General features: G+C 59.0%; 21 protein-coding genes and 1 pseudogene. 8 read left to right on the top strand and 14 right to left on the bottom strand.

Annotation, left to right across the window (positions count from 1 at the left end):
• Positions 1–5: 5 nt before the first annotated feature.
• The 4 genes from L904_RS06015 to L904_RS06030 all read right to left on the bottom strand — a co-directional run bounded on the left by L904_RS06015 (position 6) and on the right by L904_RS06030 (position 4,926).
• On the bottom strand, positions 6–968 hold the full coding sequence (locus L904_RS06015; RefSeq protein ID WP_031234330.1) for a hypothetical protein: 963 nt from the start codon (positions 966–968) through the stop codon (positions 6–8).
• 82 nt (positions 969–1,050) lie between these two features.
• Positions 1,051–2,736 (bottom strand): iron ABC transporter permease, encoded by a 1,686-nt coding sequence (locus tag L904_RS06020; RefSeq protein ID WP_020812367.1) that lies wholly within the window; start codon positions 2,734–2,736, stop codon positions 1,051–1,053.
• Positions 2,733–3,830, bottom strand: coding sequence for an ABC transporter ATP-binding protein (locus L904_RS06025; protein ID WP_020812368.1), 1,098 nt, complete (start codon positions 3,828–3,830; stop codon positions 2,733–2,735). The genes L904_RS06020 and L904_RS06025 overlap by 4 nt, the downstream gene beginning before the upstream one ends.
• A 103-nt stretch (positions 3,831–3,933) precedes the next feature.
• A complete protein-coding gene (locus L904_RS06030) occupies positions 3,934–4,926 on the bottom strand; it encodes an ABC transporter substrate-binding protein (RefSeq protein WP_020812369.1) in 993 nt (330 codons plus the stop codon).
• 293 nt (positions 4,927–5,219) lie between these two features.
• Here L904_RS06030 and L904_RS06035 point away from each other — a divergent pair, with 293 nt between their 5' ends.
• Complete coding sequence (locus L904_RS06035) at positions 5,220–6,353, top strand: ROK family transcriptional regulator (protein WP_020812370.1); 1,134 nt, start codon at positions 5,220–5,222, stop codon at positions 6,351–6,353.
• Positions 6,354–6,415: 62 nt separating this feature from the next.
• Here L904_RS06035 and L904_RS06040 read toward each other — a convergent pair whose 3' ends face one another.
• From L904_RS06040 to L904_RS06075, 8 genes are all read right to left on the bottom strand, one after another.
• Positions 6,416–7,339 (bottom strand): dihydrodipicolinate synthase family protein, encoded by a 924-nt coding sequence (locus tag L904_RS06040; RefSeq protein WP_020812371.1) that lies wholly within the window; start codon positions 7,337–7,339, stop codon positions 6,416–6,418.
• Between the two features lie 64 nt (positions 7,340–7,403).
• Positions 7,404–8,357: a phosphoglycerate dehydrogenase gene (locus tag L904_RS06045; RefSeq protein WP_020812372.1), complete on the bottom strand. Its 954-nt coding sequence runs from the start codon at positions 8,355–8,357 to the stop codon at positions 7,404–7,406.
• Positions 8,358–8,382: 25 nt separating this feature from the next.
• Positions 8,383–9,450, bottom strand: coding sequence for an ABC transporter ATP-binding protein (locus tag L904_RS06050; RefSeq protein WP_020812373.1), 1,068 nt, complete (start codon positions 9,448–9,450; stop codon positions 8,383–8,385).
• 4 nt (positions 9,451–9,454) lie between these two features.
• On the bottom strand, positions 9,455–10,288 hold the full coding sequence (locus L904_RS06055) for a carbohydrate ABC transporter permease (protein WP_020812374.1): 834 nt from the start codon (positions 10,286–10,288) through the stop codon (positions 9,455–9,457).
• Positions 10,289–10,305: 17 nt separating this feature from the next.
• Positions 10,306–11,199 (bottom strand): carbohydrate ABC transporter permease, encoded by an 894-nt coding sequence (locus L904_RS06060; protein ID WP_020812375.1) that lies wholly within the window; start codon positions 11,197–11,199, stop codon positions 10,306–10,308.
• 195 nt (positions 11,200–11,394) lie between these two features.
• A complete protein-coding gene (locus L904_RS06065) occupies positions 11,395–12,717 on the bottom strand; it encodes an extracellular solute-binding protein (protein ID WP_020812376.1) in 1,323 nt (440 codons plus the stop codon).
• 310 nt (positions 12,718–13,027) lie between these two features.
• Entirely contained in the window at positions 13,028–13,735 is a 708-nt protein-coding gene (locus L904_RS06070) for a GntR family transcriptional regulator (protein ID WP_020812378.1), read from the bottom strand.
• A gap of 92 nt (positions 13,736–13,827) precedes the next feature.
• On the bottom strand, positions 13,828–14,685 hold the full coding sequence (locus L904_RS06075; protein ID WP_031234334.1) for a LysR family transcriptional regulator: 858 nt from the start codon (positions 14,683–14,685) through the stop codon (positions 13,828–13,830).
• Positions 14,686–14,776: 91 nt separating this feature from the next.
• Between L904_RS06075 and L904_RS06080 the strand changes: the two genes are divergently transcribed.
• Positions 14,777–16,027: an MFS transporter gene (locus L904_RS06080; protein ID WP_020812380.1), complete on the top strand. Its 1,251-nt coding sequence runs from the start codon at positions 14,777–14,779 to the stop codon at positions 16,025–16,027.
• A gap of 59 nt (positions 16,028–16,086) precedes the next feature.
• Here L904_RS06080 and L904_RS06085 read toward each other — a convergent pair whose 3' ends face one another.
• Positions 16,087–17,178 (bottom strand): rhodanese-like domain-containing protein, encoded by a 1,092-nt coding sequence (locus L904_RS06085; protein ID WP_020812381.1) that lies wholly within the window; start codon positions 17,176–17,178, stop codon positions 16,087–16,089.
• Positions 17,179–17,219: 41 nt separating this feature from the next.
• A complete protein-coding gene (locus tag L904_RS06090) occupies positions 17,220–18,827 on the bottom strand; it encodes an ABC transporter substrate-binding protein (protein WP_031234335.1) in 1,608 nt (535 codons plus the stop codon).
• 397 nt (positions 18,828–19,224) lie between these two features.
• On the opposite strand from L904_RS06090, the gene L904_RS06095 reads away from it, so the two are divergent.
• The 6 genes and pseudogenes from L904_RS06095 (at position 19,225) to L904_RS06120 (ending at position 26,572) form a co-directional block, all read left to right on the top strand.
• Complete coding sequence (locus tag L904_RS06095; RefSeq protein WP_020812383.1) at positions 19,225–20,067, top strand: NADPH-dependent oxidoreductase; 843 nt, start codon at positions 19,225–19,227, stop codon at positions 20,065–20,067.
• 308 nt (positions 20,068–20,375) lie between these two features.
• On the top strand, positions 20,376–21,404 hold the full coding sequence (locus L904_RS06100; protein WP_020812384.1) for a ketopantoate reductase family protein: 1,029 nt from the start codon (positions 20,376–20,378) through the stop codon (positions 21,402–21,404).
• Positions 21,405–21,453: 49 nt separating this feature from the next.
• Positions 21,454–22,022: pseudogene (locus L904_RS06105) on the top strand (TetR/AcrR family transcriptional regulator).
• Positions 22,023–22,034: 12 nt separating this feature from the next.
• Positions 22,035–22,637, top strand: a complete 603-nt coding sequence (locus tag L904_RS06110) for a 2-hydroxychromene-2-carboxylate isomerase (protein WP_020812386.1) — start codon at positions 22,035–22,037, stop codon at positions 22,635–22,637.
• A 114-nt stretch (positions 22,638–22,751) separates the two neighbouring features.
• A complete protein-coding gene (locus L904_RS06115; RefSeq protein WP_035262724.1) occupies positions 22,752–24,128 on the top strand; it encodes an FAD-binding oxidoreductase in 1,377 nt (458 codons plus the stop codon).
• Between the two features lie 38 nt (positions 24,129–24,166).
• The gene (locus L904_RS06120; RefSeq protein WP_020812387.1) at positions 24,167–26,572 is read left to right on the top strand and encodes a molybdopterin guanine dinucleotide-containing S/N-oxide reductase; all 2,406 of its coding nucleotides are present in this window, start codon (positions 24,167–24,169) and stop codon (positions 26,570–26,572) included.
• Positions 26,573–26,863: the final 291 nt, after the last annotated feature.

The following is a 26,863-nucleotide window of genomic DNA, read 5'->3' on the forward strand; positions in this document are numbered from 1 at the left end:
CTGGACTACCCTTGAACCAGGTTGAGGCAAATGACGGTCCTGTCATCGCTGAACTCCGCCGTTGTCGAACCTTTGACGGATGGATACTCACGCAGCTTGTGAAAATCCGCGGCCTCGACACGCGCGAATTCCGCTTCCCAGGCCGCAACATCCGTCCCCGCCGGCAAGGACAAATAGCCGTCAGAGAATATTTCAACGCTCGAGAGCCCGTCTTTGGCGATGCGGACGTCAACCGTCCCCTCCTGCATGACGGTTCCGCCATTCACCGAGGCGTAACCCAGTACATGCCCGTGCCGGTTTGCGAATTGCGGCTGGACGCGGATTCCACCCAGCAGGAATTCCTCGACCGTTTCGATGTCGTTCTCAAGGCCGCTCATCCCGGCCGCGGCAATAACGACATTTTCCGCATCCCCCGCCGTCATGATACCGTTTGCGACAGCCGAACGCAGGCCTGAGAAGATCGTCGCGCGCGTGCGCGCCTCGGCCGCATCGCCATCGCCGATGGCGGCGAGAAGCTGTTTGAACACGAATATGCGCGCCGAAGTGCTTACCGTATCGATCAGCTTTGTGTGCTGAAACAGACGGGCGCCGTTGATCCTGACGCCGGAATCGCCGGCAAGCAGCAGGCGGAAACTGTCGCCCATATCCGCGACGATCGCCAGAGTGGTCGATGGCGGATGGCCGGCATTGATGCGCTGCGCCTCCTTTTTCAGGATATCGCTGATATTCTGAAAAAGCGCGGGCGCAGCGAGCGTTTCCAGCCTGCCGTCAAGGCTCATCTCAGCCACGGCATTGGCGGCGGCAAGGGCCGCAATGCGGCCGGAACTCAGCCCGCCGTAACTTGCTCCGGTCGGGTCGGTCGCGCCGTCGAAAACGGCCAGAACCCGTCCGGGAATGAGAAGCGCCACATCGTCCCCCGGCTTTGCGGCGTTCTTGTATTTCGATTGCGAAAAGCTCGCGATATTCATCTTTCTGGTGTCCTTGCAGAGGGAGGCTGGCGGCGACACATGGGTCGCCGCTGCTGCAGTTTTGAATGATATTTGGATGGTTTCAGACGAAAGAGGCTTCCTTGTCTTCCGAAAGCCGGAAGACGACGAAGACGCAAAGTCCGGTGCTGACGAGAAGTAAGGTGGAAAGAGCCGCGGCCGTGCCGAACTCGCCGTCAATCACCTGAATATAGATCAGCACAGGCATCGTAATCGTCCGCGCCGTGTAAAGGATCAGCGTCGAGGACAATTCGTTGATGGCGGTGATGAAGCTCATCAAGGAACCGATGATGAGACCCGGCAACATCAGCGGCACCGTCACCGATATGAACGTCTTTGCCGGCGAAGCGCCTAGATTGACCGCAGCCTCCTCGATGGAAGGCTTGATCTGCCGCAGGATCGAGGTCGTGGAGCGGACGCCGTAAGGCAGGCGGCGGATAAACACCAGCAGGATGATGATGAGTGCCGTGCCGGTAATGTCAAAAGGCGGATAACGGAACGTCGTGACGTAGCCGATCGCCATGACGACGCCGGGTATCAGATAGGGCACCATCAGCAGAAGATCGAGCGAGCCCGATACTGCATTATCCCGCCTGACCACGATGAAAGAGAGCAGGCCGGAAACGATGGCGATCAACACCACGGCGGCAATCGCAAAGGTGAAGCTGTTGGCAATCGCCTGCGGTGAATCGCGAAGAATGCGGGCATAGCTGTCCAACCCGAAACCGCCTGTGAAGACGGGACCGTTCGTTGCGAGGAACGATGTGTAGATGACCGTAAGGGACGGCAGCATGGCGACAAAGACAACCAGATAGCAGAAACCGTGCACGATAAACGATTTCAGCGGGCGCATGGAGCGCTTTACCGGCCGGTTGGTCAATGAGCTGGCATAACGGCGCTTGGCGAGAATGTGCCGCTGCAACAGAAGTGCGGCCATGGAAATGGCGATCATCACCATGGAAATCGTGACTGCCATGGTCGGCGTGCCGGCCATTTCGGAGGTATATTGCGCATAGGCAATGGTCGAGAGCGTCCTGATGCCCTTGCCGAGGATTGCCGGAGTTCCGAAGTCTGCAATGGACAATACGAAGCAGATGATCGCGCCGGTGCTGACTGCCGGAAACACCAGCGGCAAGGTGATCTTGCGGAAGCGTTCGAACGCCGTGCAGCCGAGATTTTCCGCCGCATCCTCATAGGATTTGTTGATGGTGTTCAGCGCATTTTCCGTCATCAGGAAGATATAGGGAAAGAACTTCAGGCTGAAGACCATCACGATGCCCGGTATCCCGTAGATGGTCGGCAGTGAAATGCCGGCGAAAGACAGGAGATTGGTGACCGCACCGTTGGCGCCGAACAGCATGATCCAGGCATAGGCGCCGATGAAGGGCGGCGCGCACAGAACCAGCACCGCGAAGGTGGCAATGAAGGTGCGGCCCTTGATGCGGTAACGCGAGGTGCAGAAGGCAAGCGGAATACCGAGCAGGCAGGCCCCCAACATGCCGAGCACGCCGATGACAAGCGTGTTCCACAATGCCACGGTATAAAAACGCCGCGTCAGCACCTGAACATAGTTGCCGAAACCGAAGTCACCCGTCTTGGCGTCGAAGAAGCTGATGAAGAACACGCTGAAAATGGGCAGGATCAAAAAGATCGCCAGTATGACAACGGCAAATGCCGTCACGCTGGTCCAGAAGCCCGGCAGTCTCAGGCGGAAGCCGCCCGTGGTTGCGGTCGCGGTCATATCCGTCATGACAGGCGCTCCCCGGTAACGCCCTCACCGAAGAGCTTGGTATCGCCCGCAGCCCAGGAGAAAACCGTTTTCTGGCCGGGCTGAAGGGCGATGATATCGGGCGACGGCTTGGTGATCGCCTCGATTTCCTCTCCCGACGACAGCACCGCGGCAACATTCATCTCGCGGCCGGTGAAGCTGACCTGCCTTATGGTGACAGGCAGTTCGATGCGGCGTTTATCTTCGGTCGCGGGCGAGCCGACGGTAATCGCTTCGGGACGGATGGCGGCAACGACCGTTCGTTGCGGCGCAATGGCGTCGACCTGCGGCAGCCCCACACTGTGCCCGGAAATGGATATCTGCCCACCCGAACGATCCAGCGTCAGGAAGTTGTTTGCCCCCACGAAGGAGGCGACGAAACGGTTGGCGGGGTTGTTATAGACTTCCCAGGGCGCTGCGGCCTGCTGGATGACGCCGCCATACATCACGCAGACCAGATCGGACATGGCAAGCGCCTCCTCCTGATCATGGGTCACATAAACCGTGGTAATGTTCATGGCCTGCTGGATTTCGCGCAGCTCGCGCCGCAGATCCACGCGCAGTTTCGCATCGAGGTTGGATAGTGGCTCGTCCATCAACAGCACTTTCGGATTGATGACGAGCGCACGCGCCAGGCCGACACGCTGCTGCTGACCGCCGGATAATTCATGCGGCATGCGCTTGGCGTAGGGAGCGAGCTGCACGATGTCGAGAATCTTGCCGACGCGTTCGCGAATCTCCGCGGAAGACGCCTTGCGCTGCTTCAAACCGAAGGCGATGTTGTCGAATACGGAAATATGCGGAAAGACCGCATAATCCTGAAAAACCATGCCGACATCGCGCTTGTGCGCAGGCACATGTTCGATCGCCTGTCTTTCGATGCTGATACTGCCGCTATCCTGCTGATGAAACCCGGCTATCGTGCGCAGGAGGGTCGTCTTGCCGCATCCGCTCGGACCGAGAAGCGTAAAAAACGATCCCGAGGGGATGGAGATATTGATGTCGGAAAGGGCAACGACATCCCGGTAACTCTTCTTGATGCTGGTGATTTCCACGGCGGCCATGTGCTGCTCCATGACAGATCCTGCACGGCCCGTGACCACGCTGGACAAAACGAAAGCGAATTGTGAACGGGATAAAGGGGGGACGGCCGCTTCTGCGCCGTCCCCGGCAATTATCTTACTGAACGTCGAGCAATGTCTCGTTCCACTTTTCCATCAGGCGCGCGCGGTTGTCCGCAGCCCATTTGAAATCGTATTTCGCGTCTGGAACATCGGACAGCGGAACGAGTGCCGAATTAGCGGGAACATCGGTTCGAACCGAGCGACGACCCGCCTTCACCACGATTTCCTGCGCTTCCTTGGAGACGATGAAATCGATGAAGGCCTTGCCATTGCCGGCATTCGGCGCTCCCTTCACGAGCGCCATGCCGTCAGGCGCGATTGCCGTACCCTCTTTCGGATAAACGATTTCGACCGGCGCGCTGCCGAGCTTGTAGCGCAGCGCGGCATCTTCCAGCGTAATGCCAACGGCCTGTTCGCCATCGTTGACGAAACGCGGCACCGCGCCTGAAGAAGTGGAAAGAACCGAGTTGCCGAGGATGCCGGTATAAATTTCCCAGCCTTTTTCCTCGCTGTCGAAATCCTGCAATACCGTCGCCATCTGAATATAGGCCGAGCCGGACTGATCGGCGCGGGCCGACGAAATCAGGCCCTTATATTCCGGCTTTGCGAGATCGGCCCAGGACGTCGGAACGGGAGCGCCTTTCAGGGCCTCCTTATTGACGATAAAGGCCGTAACGACAGCCGTGAAAGGCACCCAGTTCGCGCTCGGTGAAAAGGCAGGGTTGATCGACGCAGCCTCAACCGGCTTGTATGGCTCGAAAAGGTCGGCGGAGAAATCGATGACCGTCCCGTCGACGCTCCAGATCACATCGCCCGCCGCCTTGCCGCTCTCCGCCTTGATGCGGTTCATCAGCTCGCCGGACCCGGCTTTGACAAGCTCGACCTTGGTGCCGGTTTTCTTTTCGAACATAGGCAGCAACTCGTCCATGAGCTGCTGCGGGGCGGCGGAATAGACCACGACGGCACCTTCGGCATGAGCGAAAGCCGCGCTGGCGAGGAAAGTGGCGCCGGCAAAAAGGCGCGCGAAAATAGTGCATGATTTACGCATAAGGGGGCTCCGTTTTTTTTGTTCCCTGACAGACCGGCCCTGCGACATGATTTCTTTTTGATTTTGCCTGTCGCCACCCGCTGCCTATTATTTATTTTCTTTACGTAAATTAATTAGTCAAGCCGGAATTTATTTTGAGTGCGAAAATAAAATATCCAATTGAAAAACCACAATTTTTTATGATTCTCACTCTCAGTCATCCGCTTTCGGCGGCAGGTTTTCCGGCAAAACGAGGTGTACAATCGCACGATTTGCGCTAATCATCCGGCGTAACTTCTCGCGGGGAGACTTGTTTGATCGATCTCGGCTACAATGAGCGGCGTCTGCTCGAGATTTTGCGCGGCAAGGGAGGCATGTCGCGTATCGAGCTGGCGCGGGAGATGGATGTTTCCGCACCGACCCTTACCCGCCTGACGGCCAATCTCCTGGAATCCGGCCTCATCGTCGAAGCGGAGGAGGCCCGCAATGACGGCAAACGGGGGAAACCTTCCACCGCCATCGAAATCAACCCGAACGGGCTTTTCACGCTGGGGGTCTACTTCAATCCAGACGATCTGCGTGTCTGCGTGGCCGATCTCAACGGCACGATAAGACAGGAAATCAGATCGGAACTGGAAGGGCACAGTTTCGAGCATATTATGGAGATGGCCGAGGCGGCGGCCCGGCAAGTGCTTGAAAAAGCGAAGATAAGAAAGAAAGATGTGCTGGGCTGCGGCATCAGCTTTCCCGGCCATTTCAAGCGGGATCGCGGCCATGTCTTCCGCATCAAGCAGTTCGAAAGCTGGCGCGACATCGACGTCGACCAGGACTTCCAGCCCTATTTCGATTTCCCGGTCTTTCACGAAAATGACGGCAATACCGTCATTCTTTCCGAGCTCTATTACGGTGCAGGCCGCAACATTCGCAATTTCGCGATGATCTGGCTGACATATGGCATCGGTGGAGCCCTGGTGGTGCAGCGCCATCTCTATCGCGGCACAAATGGCAATGCCGGCGAGTTCGGCGGGCTGTTTCCGAAATCCCATCCCCGCCCCTCGGGACAGGACCTATGCGACACTCTGGCTGCTCAAGGCATTGGCATTCGACGCCTGAAGGACATTGACGAAAGTTATGCCGACCATCCCGCCGTGGTGTCCTGGCTGGAGCGGGCAACGGACCAGCTTCGTCTGCTTTCATTGACGGTCGCCCGCACGATGGATCCGGCAGCCATCATTTTCGGTGGATCGCTGCCGGACTGGATTCTCGAACATATCGTGCGGCGTATCGGTTCTCTGGAAATACTCGGCGAGGATTTTTTCGTCGAGCCGCCGGAAATTCGCAAATCGATCATGAGCGACCTGCCTCATCTGGGCGCCGCCAGCATACCGATCTACCGCGCCACCACGCCCAGCTATTATTCCGGGCGGGCGCTGAAAGGCTGGGCATGACATGACATGGCCGGCAGAACTGTTTTCCCCATTTGTCTGCCTGTTGATGACGGGGGACGCCGCTACCTGGATATGCGCCGCCGGAATTCCTCCGTGCCCTGCATGATCTTGTCCAGAAGAGCCTCTATCGCCCAGAAACGCTCCTGAATATCGAACGTCACCGCGCGGCTTTCGATGTCGCTTATGGTGCCGAGGCGCTGGTGATAGAGCTTAGCCAGTTTGGGATAGCCCATTGGCTCCGCCATGGCGGCGAGCGCCAGATAGACCGACAGCTCGTCAGCCAGTTCCGGTTGCCGGCCGGCTTCCGTCAGCAGCCATTTGTAGAGATCGGGATGGAAATTGGTGAAGACCCCGGTGAAACCGCGCGATCCCGCTTTCATGGCGTCGAATGCAATCGCCGCATTGGCGTTGACGATGGCGAGCGGCGTATTCGCGGTGAGCGCTACACGCCGCTTGACCGTTTCAAGATCACAGGAGACATCCTTGAGGATAACGAAGCGACCGCTATTGGCGCAGAAGGAAATTTCGGCATCGGTCATGAGACGGCGATAGGGAGCCGGGCATTCGTAGAGACCAAGCGGCAGGTCGGAAGGCAGACGCTCGAGGAGCCAGCCGAGATCGTCGAGAAACTTCGAGCCGCCCTGCTGCCGGGCATCCAGCCGGTTGGTGACAAGCACCATGCCGTCAACACCCGTCTGCGCGATGGCATTGAGCTCTTTCTGCTGATCTTCAAGCGCCTCGCTGATATGGCCCGAGGCAATAACGGGAATGCGGCCGGCTGCGGCCTTCTTAACAAAAGCAGCCAGTTCCACGCGCTCCTCAAGGGTGAGGAACATCATCTCAGAAGACTGGCAAACGGCAAACAGCGCGTCCGATCCATTGGCGATGTACCATTCCACGAGATTCGCGACGCCCTCGAAATCTATCTTGCCGCCCCTGAAGGGGGTGATCATCACGGGAATGATACCTTCGATACGCTTGGTCATTGTTTTCGTCCTGTCAAACATATGTGGTTCCGGCATTCCGATGCGGAAGCCTTGCCGGCGTGGATCAGAGCTGGTTGCGTGGCTGGCGGTTCGCGAGCACATCGATCACGGCCTCGGCGGTAATCCGGCCGATAGACGTGTAGGTTTCATAGGTTTCCGCGGCCGTATGCGGCGTGGTGACGATCTGCGGCAGGGTGAAGAGCGGATTATCGGGCAAGGCAGGCTCCATCTCATAAACATCGATCGCCGCTGCCTGAAGATGGCCGCTGACGATGGCGTCGTAAAGCGCCTTCTCATCCACAAGGGCGCCGCGTGCCGTGTTTATGAAAATCGAGCCGGGTTTCATCCGGGCAAAACGGCCTGCATCCATGAGACGGCGTGTCTCCGGCAGGCTTGGCATCATCATCACGAGAATGTCTGAAGACGAAAGCACCTCATCCATCTCGCACATCCGCACACCAAGCTTCGTTGCGGCAGCCTGGTCGGGAAACTTGTCGTAAGCGATCACCTCCACATCGAAACCGGAGAGTTTGCGCGCGATCTTGCGGGCGATGTTACCGAAACCGAGGAGACCGACGCGGCGGCCGATCAGTTCCTGCCCGACGAAACGGTCCCATGCGCCACCGCGCAAGGCATCGTGCAGATAGGGTATCCGGCGCATTGCCGAAAGGATCAGCCCAAGCGTCAGTTCGGCCACCGCATTGGCATTGCCGCCCGGCGCATTCGTCACCGCGATGCCATGCCGGTGGGCCGCATCGATATCGATATTATCGACACCGACACCAAAACGCGCGATCGCCTTCAGTCGCGGGGCAAGGTCGAAAACACGGTCGTTCCAGGTATCGACACCGGCGATAACGGCATCGACATCGCCAAGTCTTGCCGATAATTCGTCAAATGTCATCGGCCGCCCGAAGCCGTTTTCAACGACGTCGATACCTTCCGCCTCCAGCATCGCCTTGGCGTCCGCGCAATAGCGGGAATAATTCGTTGCCGTTACCAGTACGGTCTTGCTCATTGCAGTGTCTCTCGGAAAATCGGAATTAAATACGTGCACCGGCCTGATCGAACAGAACGCAGCGATCAGGATCGAAACTGACGGTCAGGATTTCGCCCGGCGCAGGCGCCATATCGCCCGGCAGGCGGCAATTCAGCCGGTTGCCGGCAATATCCAGCAAGGCGAGCGTGTCGGCCCCCAATGGTTCGATCAGTTGAACGGGACCGGAAATCGTGGCGGACAACGAAGCCCGATGGGCCGAATCCAGCGAAAGATGTTCTGGCCGCACGCCGAGTTCCGCTGCACCTTCATAGTCCCGGCGTTCGACCGAAACGGGGATGCGCGTACCATCCGGCAGGGTTGCAACACCCTTCGAAAGCTGCACGGGCAGGAAATTCATGGCCGGCGCCCCGATAAAACCGGCGACGAAACGGGTTCTCGGGTTGCGGTAAAGCTCCTGCGGCGCACCGATCTGCTGGATATGACCGTCTTTCAGCACGACGATACGATCGGCCATGGTCATGGCTTCCACCTGATCGTGGGTGACATAGATCATGGTGCTGCCGAGCCGCTGGTGAAGCTGCTTGATTTCCGCACGCAGATCGACACGCAACTGCGCGTCGAGATTGGAGAGCGGCTCATCGAAGAGAAAAACCTTCGGTCCGCGCACCATGGCGCGCCCCATCGCCACACGCTGGCGCTGGCCACCGGAAAGCTCGCGCGGGCGTCGCTTCAGCAGATGGGTAAGCTGCAGGGTGCGCGACACGTCGTCGACGCGCTGCTTCACCTGCGCCTCCGGCACACCGTTCATCCGCAGGGCAAAGCCGATGTTCTTTTCCACGGTCATATGCGGATAAAGCGCATATTCCTGAAACACCATCGCCACATCCCGCTCCCAGGGACGAAGCCTGTTGACGACCGTTCCGTCAATGGAGATCGAACCCTCCTGAAAATTCTCCAGGCCGGCAATCATGCGCAGCAGCGTCGATTTTCCGCAGCCGGAAGGGCCGACGAAGACAATGAATTCGCCATCGACAATATCAAAGGAGAGGCCATGGATGACACGGTGTGCGCCGTAAGCCTTGACGACGTTCTGAATGGAAAGAGTGGCCATGGAATTATCCTTTGACTGCCCCTGCGGACAGGCCCGCGACAAGGCGGCGCTGGACGAGCAGGGTAAGAATGAGCGGCGGAAGAGCGATCATGGTTGCGGCGGCCATCAGCGCCCCCCAGTTGGTGACGCCCTCGCCGATGAAATTGAACGACGCGACGATGGCGGTCTTGGTGTCGAAGCCGGAGAGCGCCAGAGCGAACAGGAAATAGTTCCAGGTGAAGATGAAGCAGAGAATGGATGACACCACCACGCCGGGCATGACCACCGGAAGAACGATGCGCCAGAGCACAGACAGCGGGCGGCAACCGTCCATCTGGGCGGCTTCCACCAGTTCACGCGGCATGGCGTCGAAATAGGGCAGCATCGTCCAGAGGGCGACCGGCATGGCGATGACGGCATGGGTCAGGATCAACACCGTGTAGGAACCGACAAGCCCGAGTTCGGAAAAGATGATGAACCAGGGCAGCAGGAACAGCGTGCCCGGCGCCATGCGTGAAAACAGCGCCAGTGTCGCGGGCCATGTGGTGCGGTGCCAGGAGACAGCAAAGGCCGCCGGAAATGCGAGCAGTATGCCGAGCAATGTCGCGCCCGTCGAAACGATGAGCGAATTCAGCGTATTGGACAGAAATTCCGTGCGCTCGAAAAGCTGCCGGTAATTGTCCAAGGTGGGTGTGAAAAAGAGGCTCGGCGGCAGCTTCGTCACCTCGTAACGATCCTTGAAGGACGACAGGATCATCCAGAGGATCGGGGTGATCGCGGCGATGACCAGAATGGCGGTGCTGAGGCCGCCGCGCAGTCTTTCGGCAAGGGAAGGCTGATATGCCTCGTGTTCGTGCATGAAAATTCCTCCTCGATTTACCAGGTGACGGCCTGTCGCAGCCGGGAAAAGGCGACGACGGTGACCATGACGACGGCCGCGAGCGTGATCATGCCGGCCGAGGCGTAGCCGAAACGGGAAAACTCGAAGCCCTGCTGGTAGGCGTAGATATTGAGCGTGGTCGACGCATTGCCCGGCCCGCCGCGCGTGGTGATGTAGATCACGTCGAAGAAACGCAGTAGATCGACCGAGCGCAGGATCGCGGCGGACAGGAGCGTCGGTGCAAGCAACGGCAGGGTGATGTGAACGAGCCTCTTCCAGCCGATGACGCCATCGATCTCCGCCGCCTCGAACACCTTCGTCGGCAGGGATTGAAGGCCGCCCAGAACCAGAAGTCCGATCAGCGGCGACCATTGCCATGTGTCGACGGCGGCAACCGTCAGAAGGACCCACTTGGGATCGGCGAGCCAGAGGCTCGGACCGATCCCCACCTCCCCGAGCAGCCAGTTCGCAACGCCGACGGCCGGATCGAGAATGACGATCGCCATCATGCCCACGACCACCGGCGGCATCATGAAGGGCATGACAGCCACCGTGCGAACGAGATTGCGCGCGCTACGCACCCGGTTGAGAGTGAAACCAAGCCAGGTGCCGATCACCATCTGCATGGCGAGCGCGAGTCCATAAAGCACCCATGTCAGTATGAAAGCGTTGTGAAATTCCCCGTCGGAAAGCAGCTCGAGATAATTCGCAAGACCGACGAAACGGTCGTCCATGCCGAGCGAGTTTTCGCGCAGCGAAAGCCAGATCGCATAAAGAATGGGGAAAACGATCATCAAGCCGACGAATGCCACGGCGGGCGCCATCATCCAGCGAAAGGAAAGAACGGTCTGGCCAGGGCCGGAGATGCGGGAAGGCATCGGAGCGGTCATCACACGGGGATCCCTCATGAAAATGATATTTGTGTCTGCAATTGCTTGCCCCAAGCCGCGCCAGACCGCACGCCGTGAAACTGACCGGCGGCCTGTGCAACGATTGGGGAGAGCAATATTTCCCGCCGGGGATCCGGCTCCGGACTTTGCAGCACGGAACCGGATTTCCCGGGAGGAATTCCTGGAGCCGGCGAATTATTGCAGGGCGAGCAGGGCCTTGTCCGCCTCGCAGGCACCATCCTTGATCGTATTGTTGCCGAGCAGATAATCCTGAACCACCTTGCCGATGATCTCGCGGGTCTGCGGCACCTTGTCGGTCGGCGATGCGTAGTCGCCGGTGCCGGTTTTGCTGATCTGCCTGATGGCGTCGGCCCAGCTCTTGCGGATCGGCAATTCGTCGGTGAATTTTTTCATATCCGCACCGTCAAAGACCGAGCTGCGCGGCGGTGCGACACCGGCCTGAATGAGACGGGCCTCGATCTCCGGCGACGTTGCCCATTGCATGAACAGCCAGGTGGCCTCCTTGCGTTTGGAGAAATTCGACATCGACAGACCCCAGCCGAAGGCGACGGGCTTGGAAATGCCGGTTTCCTTGCCGGGCGGCAGCACCTTGATGGCAAGATCTTCAGCGCGGCCGGGGAATTTGACGATATTGGAGAATTCGTTGGAGGACTCATGCGTCATGGCGACCTTGCCCTGACCGAGAAGCTCGACGACCTGCGGGAAGGAATGGTTGGAAGCACCGACAGCGCCATAGGTTTTCAGAAGATCGCCATACATCTGCAGGCCGGCTATAGTCTTTTCCTGGCACAGGCCCGGCTTGGTCTTGTCCGCGGACTTGAAGTCGCCGCCAAGATTGAAGACGAAAGACGCCATCGGATAGGGTATCGCATTGCGCACGCCGCGCGCCGTCCATGCGTTGACCGACTTGTCGCATTCCGAAATTGTTTTTGCGGCGGCGGGAATGTCTTCGAGATATTGCGGTTCAGGAACGTTGCACTTGGCGAAAATATCCTTGCGCCAGTAGAACAGCGGACCTTCGACATTGATCGGCACGCCGGTCAGCTTGCCATCAAAAATCTCGTTCTTGCGCAGCCCCTCGCCGAAATCCTCGAAATTGAAATCCGGCGACGTCAGGCTCGCATCCTTCAGCAACGGGTTGAGATCGGCATACCAGCCAGCCTTGTTATAGACCGCGCCCTCACGGATTTTCAGTGAAATGAAGGCATCGACATCCGATGACCTGGCCTGCATGAGTGTCGACAGACGTGCGCGGATCGGGTCTTCGTTGAGAATCTCGACGCGGACCTTGATGCCGGTCTTTTCCGTGAATTCACTGGTCATATCCTTGATGGCATTCGGCCAGGGATGGTTCGTGAACAGAACATTTATTGTCTGGCCTTCCTGTGAGCGCCAGTTGAAATCGGCGGCTCCCGCAATCGAACCGGTAAAAACGACACATGATGCAAGGGCTGCCACTTTTGACGCCGCCGCCAGACTGTTTCTGAAAAATTTCATGTCAATCATATCCTCCCAAATCTCGGTTATTTTCCTCAATGACGTATCGCCCCCGGATGAGAATGCGGGCGCATACCTCTCCCTCCCGGTCGGCGCGGATTTGCTGCGCGACCGCATCTCCTCCCTCAAGACAGACGGAAGCTAGCAGGAAAATTTCACTGCCGCAATAGCTAACATGTTACCTTGATTGATAGTGACATTCCACCTGCGGCGCCTTTATGCATTCGCCAGCGGTTTCATTGGACGTCACGCTCTGGCGTGGCTGCCCCAAGCATAGGGAAACAGCCCGAAAGGCCCGCCAGAAGGGCGGCTACCGCGCGATCGCACGGTTTTTGGCATTGTGAATATGCTGCTCCATCGCGGCGGCGGCAGCGGCCGGATCGCGTGAGGCAATCGCATCGAGAAGGTTCAGGTGATCGTACATCGTGGGCAGGACGAGCGGAGGATTGAGCTGCGTATGCGCCTGGCGGATCAGCCGGATTTTTATAGCGTTCACACGGTAGATATTGGTGAGGATCGAATTCTGCAGGGAATCGATCATGCCGTGATGAAATCGGGAATCCAGTTCCTGCGCCCTGTCCACAAGGGCTCTGGAGACGTGATTGGCGTCCGGTTCGGCATTGCAGGCATCGATGATATCCAGATGTTCCTGCCGGATGGCCTCCAGCGTCTCATCGCTAACCAGCCTCGCAAATATCTGGACCGCCTCCTTTTCCAGAAACAGCCTGACCTGAAATGCATCCTGCACCAGATTGAGATCGACCTGGGCGATCTGCATGCCACGCTGCGGAACCGTCACCAGCAGCCCTTCGGCCTCAAGGCGCGGGATCAGCTCACGGATCGCCGCAAGCGGCAACTGGGTAAGCTCGACCAATTGCCGTTGCGAAACGAATTGTCCGGGGCGAAGCTGGCGGGAAAGAAGGTGCTCCGTGAAACTGGAATAGGCGCGGTCTCTCTGATTGACGTGCCCCTCCGCATTTCTCAGGCTACGGCCATCCTTTTTCTTTTTCTCTACCAATGAGCGAACCTCCAATGCATGTATCTAACATGTTAGTAAGGTTGCCAATGAGATTCAATCACGGCCGAAGATGAAATTCGAAAATAGGCCATTCAGGCTCGAGGGGACTGAAATGCCCGGGTGATCCGTCGCAGCACGGCGTTCGCGTGATCGCCGGTAACCGCGGAAATCATCACCACGTCCAGTTTCGAAAGCTCTGGGAGCAGGCCGTCCCTCACCTCCCGCAGACCGGCAGGCGCTACACTTCGCGCCAGCAGTGCGACGCCGATCCCGGCTTCCGCAGCCGCTCCCACCGCCGTTGCCCCGGTTCCGACGAACACCTCGCGCCAGGCGATGTCTGCCGCCTCCAGCGCCCGAAGGGCCATGGCTCGCAAATTGCAGGGCTCCGGTTGAAGCACCAGCGGCACCGGCAGGTTCGAAGGCAGATCGAAATCCGCGCTGCAATACCAGCCGAAGCTTTCCTGAAACAGCAACTCGCCATCGCGGCGGATATCGTCATGCCGCAACACGACGATCGCATCGAGCGCGCCGGCATCGTAGAGTTCAAGCAGGGTCCTGGTGCCGGCGGTGCGCAGATGAAGCGTAACGCTCGTCTCGCGCTCGCTGATCACCCGGAGTATCCGAGGCAGGTCGGCCCCGATCAAATGATGCGTGAAACCGATCGCGAGACGGGTCGGCTCCTGCCCAAAGACATCGAACGCCCGACGGCCAGCCGCGACATAAGCCCGCGCGGGCTCCAGAAAGCGTTCACCGGCGGCCGTCAAACGCACGCGGCGCGGCGTCCGTTCAACGAGACGATGCCCCAGCATGTCCTCAAGCCGGCGCAGGCGCAGCGATATCGCGGCCTGTGACGTGTTCATCACGCCTGCAACCCGTGTGAACGACTGCAATTCGGCAACGAGAAGAAAAGCCTCGACGGCCTCGGGATCCAATGAGCGCATGTTTTGCATAACAAGCTGTTATCGCTGAAATGCGCAAGCCCCTAATTCTATCGGTTTCTCGCGAGCGTTATTGCACGAAAACTCTCGATAGGAGCTTTTCGTGTCTTCACAGATTTCCTCGACCTCGCCCACGCCCGCCGCCGACCGCCGGATCTGGGCAGTCCTTGCCGTCGCCGTCGCAACGCAAACCGCCGGCTCGTTCGTATCGCAGGGGATTTACATCCTCGTGCCCTTCTGGCGGGAAGCATTCGGTATCTCCCTCGCATCCGCATCACTGGCCGTGACGGTCATGAACGGTGTGCAGATCGTGACGATGTTCACGCTCGGCCGCGCCATCGATATTCACGGCGAGCGCCGCATTGTCGGCATTGCCATGCTCGGCATGGCGCTTGCGATGGCCTGCGCGGCAGCATTCGCAAACAGCCTGCCCGCGCTGCTTTTGTGCATCGCGTTTCTGGGCGGCACCTATGCCGCTGTCCAACCGGGCGGCACGCGGGCGATCATGCGCTGGTTCCCGCCTGCCAAACGCGGCATAGCGACAGGGTTTCGGCAGGCTGCGGTTCCTTTCGGAACGATGATCGCGGCCGCCCTCCTCCCGTTCATGGCGGTTCGTTACGGATGGCATGCGGCAGCATGGCTCTGCGCCGGTGTTTCCGTCATGGGCGCCGCACTCTTCTGGGGTCTCTATCGCGAGGGAGGCGATGTGGCCGCAAAAACCGAGCGCCCGCTTCCCCTGGCAAAACTCGCCCGCGAGGTTGGGCAGAATCCGAGCTTCTGGCCCGTATTACGGCTTGGTATCGCCATGTCCGCGTTTCAATTCACCCTCACCGCACACGTCATCGGCTTCATGGCGGATGGATTGCGACTTGGCCTCTTTGCCGCATCGTCGATGTTTGCCGCAACGCAGCTTGCGGGCATTCCTGGCCGGATTTTACTGCCATGGCTCAGCGACCGCTTCCGGCCCGGCCTTCGCACGCAATCCTTCGGCCTGGTATCTGTCATAGCCGCAGGCGCGGCCGCAATCCTCGCGGCTCTGCCCATCGGCGCCCCGACGCCGATTATCCTCGTCGTGCTTGTCGTGCTGGGAATATTCGGGATCGGGTGGTTTCCGCTTTATCTTCTTCAGATCGCCGAAAGCGCACCGAAAGGTTCGATAGCGTCTACGATTGCCTTCGCTTCCACGATCTGCCTGGGTGTCATGGCAATCGGCCCCTATATATTCGGCCTTCTGGTCGATCATCTTGGCTACGGGGCAGCATGGTCCGCACTGATCGTGCCGGTGGCCGCAACAGCACTGCCCCTCGCAATCTCATCGCCGCGCCTGCCGAAAGCTCAGATCGGCTCTTCATGAAACGGGATAGGCGCGGCGGTAATCGAAGACATGAAAGTGACGGTAGCCTTCAGGAAAACCTATGCGGCTGCCGCCTCGGCACCCTGCTCGAAGTCGTGCAGGTGAAGAGCGATTTCAAAGCCCCGGCGTTTCAGCCAATGGGCAACGACCCTCGCGCGGGCGCCCAGCAGGTCATCCACCAGAATGACCCGTGCGCCGCGCACGGCAATGGTGCGATAGGCGACACCGAGAAGCTGGCCGCCTTCCGAAGAAATTGAACCTTTAAGGTGGGAGGCCGCGAATTCTTCCGGTGTTCTCACGTCGAGAAAATAGGTCGTTCGCGCCGTGTCCCGCAGCCATGTCTCGGCCGTGGCGCGATCGATGAACTGCAGCCCGTCATCGCGGGAAAATGCCTCCAGACGCGCCTTCGCAATATTTTTCGCGTCGTCGCTGGTGGACGGATATGTCTGCGAGCGCCCCGTTTCCAGCTCGAACCCGTCATCCGTCCAGCCGCGCGTGCCATCGTGCAAATAGCTGACATCGTTTTCAACACCGGCGTCGATCAAGGTCTGCGCGCCGAGGATAGCACGGGGAAGGCCCGCGCAGGAGACGACAACCCGTGTTTTGGGTGATGGCACGAGGTCGGAAAACCGCAGCAGAAGCTCGGCCCCGGGTACGCCGATGGCGCCCGGCACATGCGCCTTTTCATATTCCGCTATGGTGCGGGTGTCGATGACGACAACATCTTCGCCGGCTTCCTGCCACGCCTTCAGTTCACGGGCGAAAACCACGGGCGTGTTCTTTTCACCCCGGACCTTCTGGACAAAAGGAACGCCGGGAATATCGAATGTCGGCAGGGCGTCGACGCCGCCGTCGATCCATGCCGGAATTCCACCCCGCAGAAAATGAATATCGCTCCAGCCTCTGGCGGCCAGCCGTTCCGCCGCCTGCTCCGCGCTTCCCTTGCCATCGTCCACCAGAACGGTCCGCACGACGGGACGCGGAATGAAGCGGTCGATCTCCGCATCCAGCCTTTCAGCCGGAAGGTTGGTCGCAAACAATGGAGAAGCATACCCCACCTCTTCTGCGGGGCGAATGTCGAGAACGGCAAGTTCCCTGCCATCTGTCAGCCACTCGATGAGACGGTCTTTGGTTACGGCGTGTACGGACATTGCATATCCTCCTGACAAATTCTGGTTTTTCACATCGGGTTTCAAGCGGTCGGATCGAGCCATAGATCGCCGAAACTCCAGTTCAGCCCCTGCGCGCCGGTGACGTAGTTCCGGACGCGCCTGTGCGCCACGATCTGGCTTCCCGCCGCCACAAGATCGACCGAGGCGACGTCGTCATGGATGAGATGCTGGAACCTGCTCCAGGTGACCCAGCGCTTTTTCGGATCCGGCTCGATGGCCGCCGCCTCCAGAAGCGCATCCGCCTCCGGATTGGCGTAGTTGGCCGCGTTGGAAAAGGGCAGCCCGATCTTGAAATTCTTGCTCCAGTAGGCCCGCTGGATGCCGAGCGACGGATCGAAGGTGTTGGAAAGGGATTCCACCACCAGATCAAAGGCGCGGTCCGTGTAGACCGTCTTCAGATAGGTCGGCAGGTCGTATTTGCGGATTTCGACAGCGATGCCGATCTTTTCAAGCTGGCTGCGAAGGACATCGGCAAAGCCAGGCGTCAGATAGGAATTATAGGTCAACCGCACCGGAAAACGCTTGCCGTCGCCCTTGCGGGGATATCCCGCCGCATCGAGCAATTTTTCCGCTTCCCGGGGATCATAGGCATGGGCCTTGACGGAGGCATCATACCAGTTCGGTAGGGCGGTGCTGACGGGGCTCGGCGAAATCTGCGCATAACCGAAGAGCGCCACATTGACGATTTCATCGAGATTGATCGCCTTCGCAATAGCCAGACGAACATCTTTCTTGCGGAAGACTTCGTTATCGTAATTGAAAAACAGCTGCTGCTGCGGGCCCGCATAAGCATAGGTGTTCGTATCCAGAACGAGATCGGGATTCTGCTTCAATCGCTCGAGATCCGCCAGCGGCACCGGGTTGTCGCCAATATCCACTTCTCCCGTTTCCAGCGCCACCGCCCGCGCGGCCGGGTCGGTGATGATGCGCAGAATGATGCGATCGAGATAAGGTTTGCCGGCATCCCAATAGTCGGGATTTCGTTCGAAAATCAGATGGCTGCCCGGCGTCCACTCCGTCAGCCTGAAAGGACCGGTGCCAACCGCGGTCTGCAATGTCTGGCCATCGGCTGGCTTCAGCTTTTCGAAAATATGCTTGGGCACGATCGGCGATTCCGAACTCGATTGCGCGGCAATCAGAAATGGCGCCGGTTTGGACAGCACGATAATGGCGGTCAGGGGATCCGGCGTCTCCACCGCCTCGACGTTCTGATAGGTGATGCGGCCGCGCGGATGGGCTTCCTTCAGACGGAAAATCGAAAACGCGACGTCTTCCGAGGAGAAATCCCGACCATCGTGCCATTTCACATTTGGGCGAAGTTTGAACGTGTAACGAAGATGGTCATCCGAAACGGACCATTCCGTCGCCAGCAGCGGCTGCGGCTTGAGGTCGAAATCGAATGTCAGAAGACCTTCAACGATCTTCGGGCCGATTGCCTGTCCGGTCCCCGATGAGGTGTTGATGGCGAAAAGCGCGTTGCCGGGATCGACACGATAGAGCAGCCTGAGCGTGCCGCCGGAGACGGGCCGGCCCGCGTCGCCATTCGCTGCGAATAACGAACCCGGCAGGGCCGTTCCTGCCGTTGCCAGAAGAAGCATCCTGTTGAACTGGCGGCGTCCTATCGTCATGAAAATCCCCGTTTGAAAACGTCGTTTCGATGACGAAAGCATCAGGGCAAATCAGGGTTTCCATAAGAAGAAAATTCTTCTTTGCCGCCAAAGAAAACATTTCTTGCAGAATTTTATTTCAGCACGCATTCAAACACGCGCCAAAATTTGTGCCGAATTATCCATTTTGCCCAAATCCTCGTTGCTTCCCTGCGGCCGATGGCGAATGAGAGGAAATCGCACTGGCGTTTCGTTTTGAATTCCCGTGGAAATGTTGTTTCACTGAAAAATCGGGATTGAGTAGGACATTGCTCGGCAGATGGGTCGGTGAAGCATATCAAATGATACACCTCACAGGCTTTCCAATCCCCGCCATGGGCCCTGCGGTCCATCACCAGCATTACGGAGTTTCTTAGCGATGACCTTGACCAGTCCGATTACCAAACTGGAAATACCGCAGCAGCGTGTTGAAGCCCGCTATGGAGCGCAGGCCGATTTTTCTCCGCCTTTCTGGAATGACACCATTGACGCCTTGCTGAACCACCGCACCGCCCGCGCCTATCTGCCGAAAGCTCTACCGCAGGGCAGCCTGGAACTTCTGGTCGCTGCCGCGCAATCTGCACCGACATCGTCCAATCTTCAGGCGTGGAGCGTGGTGGCGGTTCAGGACAAGGAGCGAAAGGCACGTCTAGCGGGCTTCACGGGCGGCAATGCCCATATAAAGGATGCACCTGTTTTCCTCATCTGGCTTATCGACCTGAAGCGGCTGCGCACGGTCGCTTCAAACCAGGGAAACAAGGGCGAAGGGCTGGATTATCTGGAAAGCTTCCTGATCGGCGCCATCGATGCGGCGCTGGCAGCGCAGAATGCTGTTGCCGCGATTGATTCACTCGGCCTTGGCTCCTGCTATGTGGGCGGTATCCGCAACAGACCGGAGGACGTGTCCCGCGAACTGAACCTTCCCCCCGAGACGGTTGCCGTCTTTGGCCTGACGGTCGGCTATCCCGACCCGGCGGTGAAAACCGATGTCAAACCGCGCCTGTCGCAATCATCCATTCTGTTTCATGAAACCTATTCGGAACCGGCGCGCGACGATCTCAATTCTTACGATGAGGTCCTGAAGGTGTTTCAGGAAAAACAGGGCCTGCCGCAAAACGGCTGGACGGCGCCCATCGCCCAGCGTGTGGAGAACGCCGCCGCGCTGAAGGGTCGCGCGGAACTGAGCCAGACATTGCGTCGCCTCGGTTTCGGCATCAAATAAACTCCGTTGCGGCTGACGGTATTGAACGCAGAGGCGCCTCCGGCTCGGCAATGCGACGCGCCGGCCAGGGGCAGCGCAATCTCTCCCGAAATCGCCGATTTCGGGAACTGATTTTCTATAAAATTAGTAGATATAGAATGACCGGTCTTCCTTTATGCCTCTCGAAGGCCTTACGATCCGTTCCAGACTGCTTCTGAACCGCATCCCGCCACCGTCCTCAATCGCCGCCCGCACAGACCGCCGAACCAATCAATAACCGAAATCCTCCGGAAAATCCGGAGTGTAAAAGACAGGACGAGAAACGACAGATGCCACGTTACGTTATCATTGGCGCCGGCGCGGTGGGCGCGAGCCTTGCAGCGCAGTTCGCACTTTCCGGCATTGATTATGCGCTTTTCGGGCGGGGCGCCCAAATAAGCCATATCAGGCAGCACGGCCTCACCTTCCAGCGCCCGGCGGAGACGCGGCAGATCGATCTGAAGGTTTTCGACCTGACGGATCTTCCGGAATTGACGCCGGACGATATCCTCCTGCTCACGGTGAAAGCTCAGGATGCCGTAAGCGCGCTCGCCTTCTGGTCCTGGCAAAGCGTCTCGAACGCGACGACACCGGCAGCGGCAAATCTGCCTATCGTCACTTTTCAAAACGGACTGGCGACAGAAGCGAATGCCCTGAGAACATTTGCCCGGGTCTATGGTGCAAGCATTCTGACACCGGCGCGGTTCACCGAAACCGGCAAGGTGGTGGTGGGCGGCGAGCCGCAATTGGGCATCGTGACAGTCGGGCGCTTTCCGCTTGGACAGGATGCCGTGACCGCGCAGGTCACGGCGGACCTGAACAGGGCAGGATATCTTGCCGAGGCAAGCGACGATATCCGCCGCTGGAAAGCAGCGAAGCTCCTTCACAACGTTCGCAACGTCCTCGAACTTTTCGACGGTTCGGCCGATCTGAACGACAGGATCAGCGCCGCTCTGGTGGATGAGGCCCGCCATGTGCTGGAAGCGGCAGGCTACACCCTTGCCTCGCCCTCCGAGCGAACCGTCGACATTTCGAACTGGCGGGTTGCGCCGAACAGCGGAATTCATCCGGGCCAGCAATCGACCTGGCAGAGTTTCAGGCGCGGAGCCTCGAGCGAAGTGGATTTCCTCAACGGCGAAATCGTTCTGCTGGGCCGGCTTCACAATGTTCCGACGCCCTATAACGAAGCCGTTCAAACGCTTGCCGGAAAACTGGCGCATCAGGGCGGGTTTTCAAAGCCGCTGCCACTCGATGCAATCACGTCTCTCATCGCCGCCCCGGACCGGACGGCGCATGCCAATCCCGTCGCTTCTTCATGACCGGCGGCCTGTAGCAGTGCGACTTTTGAAACGACAGTGTGAAACGATAATGCGAGAAGCCATATCAGACCATATCCTCGCCGCCGCCGGCACGCTCTTCTATCGCGAGGGCATCCGGGCTGTCGGCATAGATCGGATCATCGAAGAAGCGAATGTTGCGAAGGCGACGCTCTACCGGCATTTCCCGTCGAAGGATCACCTCGTTGCGGCCTATCTGGAAGCGCGTCATGAGCGCGTGATTTATTCGCTTCAGAAAGTGCTGGATGCGGACATGGCTCCGAAAGAGCAGATCCGGTTGATCTTCGAGCAGCTCCACGAAAAGGCCGACAGCCCGGATTTTCGCGGCTGCGCCTTCGCTCTTGCGGTTGCGGAACATGGCGAATCCGAGCGCGTCGTGGTCGTCGCGCGCGCCATAAGGCGAAGGTCAGGGACGTGTTTGCCGCTGTTCTGGCAAGAGCCGGCAGCACCGTGGAGATTGCCGCCGCCCATCTTTCGCTTCTCTACGAAGGGGCCTTAGCGACCGTCGCCGTCGGGCGCGATCCCAAAGCAGTGCTGATTGCGCGTGACTGTGCGCTCTCCGTCTTCGACACGGCCGCCTCCAACGATCAACCCAACTGAAAGCAGCAGACAATGACAAAGACGATCGATTATTTTTTCAGCATCGGCTCTCCTTGGGCCTTCATCGGTCTTGAACCGTTTGCTGCGCTGGCGAAAGAACAGGGCGCCACGATCCGCCCTCATGTCATTCCGCTGATCGAGGAAAATGGCGGCATTTATTCGCGAAACCGGCCGGAGGCCAGACGCGCCTACTGGATCAGGGATCTGAAGCGCTGGGCGGCATTGCGCGGAAAAGTGCTGAATTTCGACAATCGCGCCGCGCTCTCGGATCCCGCACCGGCAGGCCTGATGGTTGCCGCGGCCGTCGAAACCGGCGAGGACTGGCTGAAGCTGGCAGTTGCGCTTCAGGAAGCCTTCTGGGTTCGCGGTGAAGACATCGGCAAGGCGGACGTCCGCCGGGCAATTGCGACAGCCGCAGGCTTTGATGCTGCAGCCCTCGATGAGCACGGCCAAAGCGATGCGGTTGCAGCATTGCAAAAGGCCAGCTTCGAAGCGGCGAGGACAGCCGGTGTGTTCGGGGTGCCGACCTATCGCTATCAGGATGAACTCTACTGGGGACAGGACAGCCTTCCGTTTCTCGAGCGTCATCTCAGGGGCGAAAAGCTCGCCGCCTGATATCGCCGCAAGAAGGCGGAGACAATCCCGGCGTTTTACCGGGCGGGGCGCTTCGCTTTCAATGTTTGAAGTCTGTCGCAGCATTCTGCTGCCAGGTTCCCATGGAATCTTCTCATGCCTGACCTCTCACCTCCTCTTATCCAATCGCTGCGGAACCTCCTCGGGGAGCGTCTTTCAACGTCACTGACACTGCGCGAGCAGCATGGGCGCGGCGAAGCGCATCATGCAGCCGTGTTTCCCGATGCGGTCGCTTTCGCCGAAACCACGTCTGAGGTATCCGAGATCGTGCGGCTATGTGCGGCGGAGGGGGTGCCCGTCATCGCTTTCGGCGCCGGCACTTCGCTTGAGGGGCATTTGACGGCTCTCAATGGCGGGGTCTCGATCGACCTTTCGCGCATGTCGAAGATAGCCCGTATCAGCATTGACGATCTGGATTGCACGGTTGAGGCCGGTGTCACGCGGGAGCAGTTGAACACATATCTGCGCGACATGGGATTGTTCTTTCCCATCGATCCCGGCGCGAACGCCTCGATTGGCGGCATGGCCGCAACCCGCGCTTCGGGCACCAATGCCGTCCGCTACGGAACGATGCGGGAAAACGTGCTCGGGCTGACCGTGGTGCTGCCGACCGGTCAGATTATCAGAACCGGCGGCCGCGCCAGAAAATCTTCCGCCGGATATGACCTGACGCGGCTGTTCGTGGGCTCGGAAGGAACGCTGGGGATCATCACCGAAGTAACGCTGCGTCTCTACGGAATTCCGGAAACCATCTCGGCCGCGCTCTGCTCTTTCGAGAGCGTCGAACAGGCTGTGGCGGCTGCCATTCAGGTCGTGCAGCTTGGCATCCCGGTCGCCCGCATGGAGCTTATGGACCGTGGCCTGATCAGGGCGGTCAACGCCTATTCCGGGTTGGACCTGAAGATCGAGGATACGTTGGCTTTCGAGTTTCATGGCTCGCCCGCCGGCGTTCAGGAGCAGGTCGACATGGTATCCGCCATCGTGGAAGAACATGGCGGCAAGGATTTCGAGTGGGCCAATGCGCCTGAAGAGCGCAATCGTCTCTGGAAAGCGAGGCATAATGCGTTTTATGCCGTCGTATCGCAGAGGCCAAACGCCAAAGGCTGGTCATCGGATGTCTGTGTTCCGGTCTCGCAGCTCAGCAACTGCATATTGAAGACCCGCGAACTTCTAAAGGATTGCAGCGTACCGGCGGCTATCCTCGGCCATGTCGGCGACGGCAATTATCATGTCGTCTTCGCGGTCGATCCCGGCAATGCGGAAGAGCTCGGCGAAGTGGCGGCGATCAACAAGAAGATGGTGCGATATGCGCTGTCTGTCGGCGGCACCTCGACCGGAGAACACGGCGTCGGCACTGGGAAGATCGCTTATCTGCGCGAGGAACATGGCGAGGCGGTCGATCTGATGGCGCTCATCAAACATGCGGTCGATCCTGCCGGCATTATGAATCCCGGGAAAATCCTGCCGAACTAGAATTGCCACTTTGCAGTCGATGATCGTGAGGCCATGCGATGAATTCCTTCAAAACTCACAGTTCCCACTGGGGGGCATTCTCCGGACGGCTTGCAAATGGGCGACTGGAGATCGAGCCCCATCCCGGCGACCCGCATCCATCACCGCTGCTGGGCAATCTTCCGGCGATTGCCGACAGCCCCGTTCGCATCAGACGGCCTGCCGTCCGGCGTGGCTGGCTTGAACGCGAGACCGGCCACGCGCAGCGACGCGGCGCTGACGATTACGTCGAGGTCAGCTGGACCGAAGCGACGAAGCTGGTCGCCGATGAGCTGAGACGGGTCTATGACCGTCATGGTCCGAGCGCGGTATTCGGCGGCTCTTATGGCTGGTCGAGCGCCGGCCGGTTTCATCATGCACAGAGCCAGATTCACCGCTTCTTGAATGTCCTTGGCGGATATGTCCGGTCCGTCAACACCTATAGTTCCGGCGCCGCCATGGTCATAATTCCCCATGTGCTTGGACCGTATGACAGCTTCGACCGCAAGAGCGTGACCTGGGATGCGATCGAACGCAGCAGCGAGCTGGTGCTTGCCTTCGGTGGGATGGCGATCAAGAATGCCGATGTCCACGGCGGAGGGATCAGCACGCACACCGTTCGGCAGAAACTGGCCGGCGCGAGCGCTCGCGGTGCGCATTTCACATTCGTCAGCCCCCTGGCGGACGATTTTCCCGCTGATGCGGGTGCCGAGTGGCTTCCTATTACTCCCGGTACGGACGTGGCGATGATGCTCGGGCTTGCGCACGTCCTCGTCACGGAAGGACTGCACGACCGGAGGTTTCTGGAGCGTTATACGGTTGGATATGACCGGTTCGAAAACTATCTTCTTGGCAGGGAGGACGGCCAGCACAAAAGCCCCGAATGGGCGGCCGCGATCTGCAACATCGCCCCGGAAACGATCCGCAAGCTGGCGCGCAGGATGGCCGGTTCGAGAACCCTGATCACGGTCAGTCACTCGCTTCAGCGGGCCGATTATGGCGAACAGCCGGTGTGGATGGGCATCGTCCTTGCCGCCATGCTCGGCCAGATCGGATTGGACGGCGGCGGATTTTCCTATTCCCTCGGCGCGTTGGGCAATATCGGCAAGAACCTGCTCGCCGTTCCCTTGCCAACGCTCCAGCAATTCAAAAACCCCGTGCCGGACTATATTCCCTGTGCACGCATCGCCGATATGCTGCTCAATCCCGGTGCCGAGTTCCATTACAACGGGCACGTGCTTCGTTATCCCGATATCCGGCTTGTCTATTGGGCGGGCGGCAATCCATTTCACCATCATCAGGATATCAACCGGCTGCGGGCGGCTTTCAGACGTCCCGAAACGATCATCGTCCACGAATCCGCCTGGACCTCCACCGCTCGACATGCCGATATCGTGCTGCCCGCCACGACCACGCTTGAGCGTGACGACATCGGCGCTGCCGATCGCGATCCCCTGATGATCGCCATGAAGCGGCTGATCGACCCCGTCGGCGAGGCACGCGACGATTATGAGATATTCGCCGGGATTGCGCGGGAACTTGGCAGGTTCGATGCCTTTACCGAAAATCGCAGCAGCGGAGAATGGCTCGCCTTCCTGTACGAAACGACCCGCCAGGCGCTTGCGGCCGGCGGCCACGACGCACCGGACTTTGAAACCTTCTGGAAGCGAGGGGAGCTGCTGCTTCCAGTCAAGCCAGACGACGGTGGCCCGGCGCGCGCTTTCCTTCAGGACCCCGGAACGAAGCCGCTGGCGACGCCGTCAGGAAAGATCGAAATCTTTTCAGAGACTGTCGAGAGCTTCGAATATGATGACTGCAAAGGTCATCCGCGCTGGTATCCACCAAGAATGGAGACGCCCGATGATGCCCGCCTCCATCCCCTGCATCTCGTCTGCAATCAGCCGTATCAACGTCTGCACAGCCAGCTGGACTATGGCGATTTCAGCCGTGCCACCAAGATCAGGGATCGGGAGCCCGTCCGTATCCATCCGGCCGACGCTTCGGCCCGTGGAATATCTGACGGCGACGTCGTCAGGCTTTTTAATGCGCGCGGCAGCTGTCTCGCTGGCGCCGTCATCAGTGAAGATGTCATGCCCGGCGTGATGCAGCTTGCCACCGGCGCATGGTTCGAGCCACAGGATGCCGTGGTGGACAATTCCATCTGCATCCATGGCAATCCCAATATCCTGACCCGAGACATCGGCACTTCGAAACTGTCGCAGGGTTCGACCGGCCAGATCGCCAAGGTGGAGATTGAGCTTTTCACCGGCGACTTGCCACCCGTCAGGGTTTTCGAAGCCATGACATTTGCGCCGCGTAACAAAGCGTCTTCATCGCCAGGCCACCATCGACCGCCGGAGCGAGACGGCAATTCAAGGGCGTCTGAAACGCCAATCCAAACAGTCGGCAAAATGGCGATAAAATAATTCACTAAATCGATAGAAAAAGAATAACCAGTCTTTCTCCCTCACGCCCGGCTGCTAGTTTATGGGCAAGATAAACACGCAACGAGGGACCGCGTCATGACTGGAATATGTAGAAGCGGGCGCGCTCCTCAGCCAAGCGAACTCCCACGAGCCGCTCGCTAACCCTCGCGACGCCCAACCCGACCGCCCAATGAATTCAAGCATTCTCCCGCTTGGCTGAAAGGCCGACGCGGCAAGGGTTTGACATGCCTGCTGCCAATGAAGGTAGCCGCATGTGCGTCCGCAGGAGAT

The organism is Agrobacterium sp. LY4 (genome assembly GCF_001526585.1).
GTDB lineage: Bacteria > Pseudomonadota > Alphaproteobacteria > Rhizobiales > Rhizobiaceae > Agrobacterium > Agrobacterium leguminum.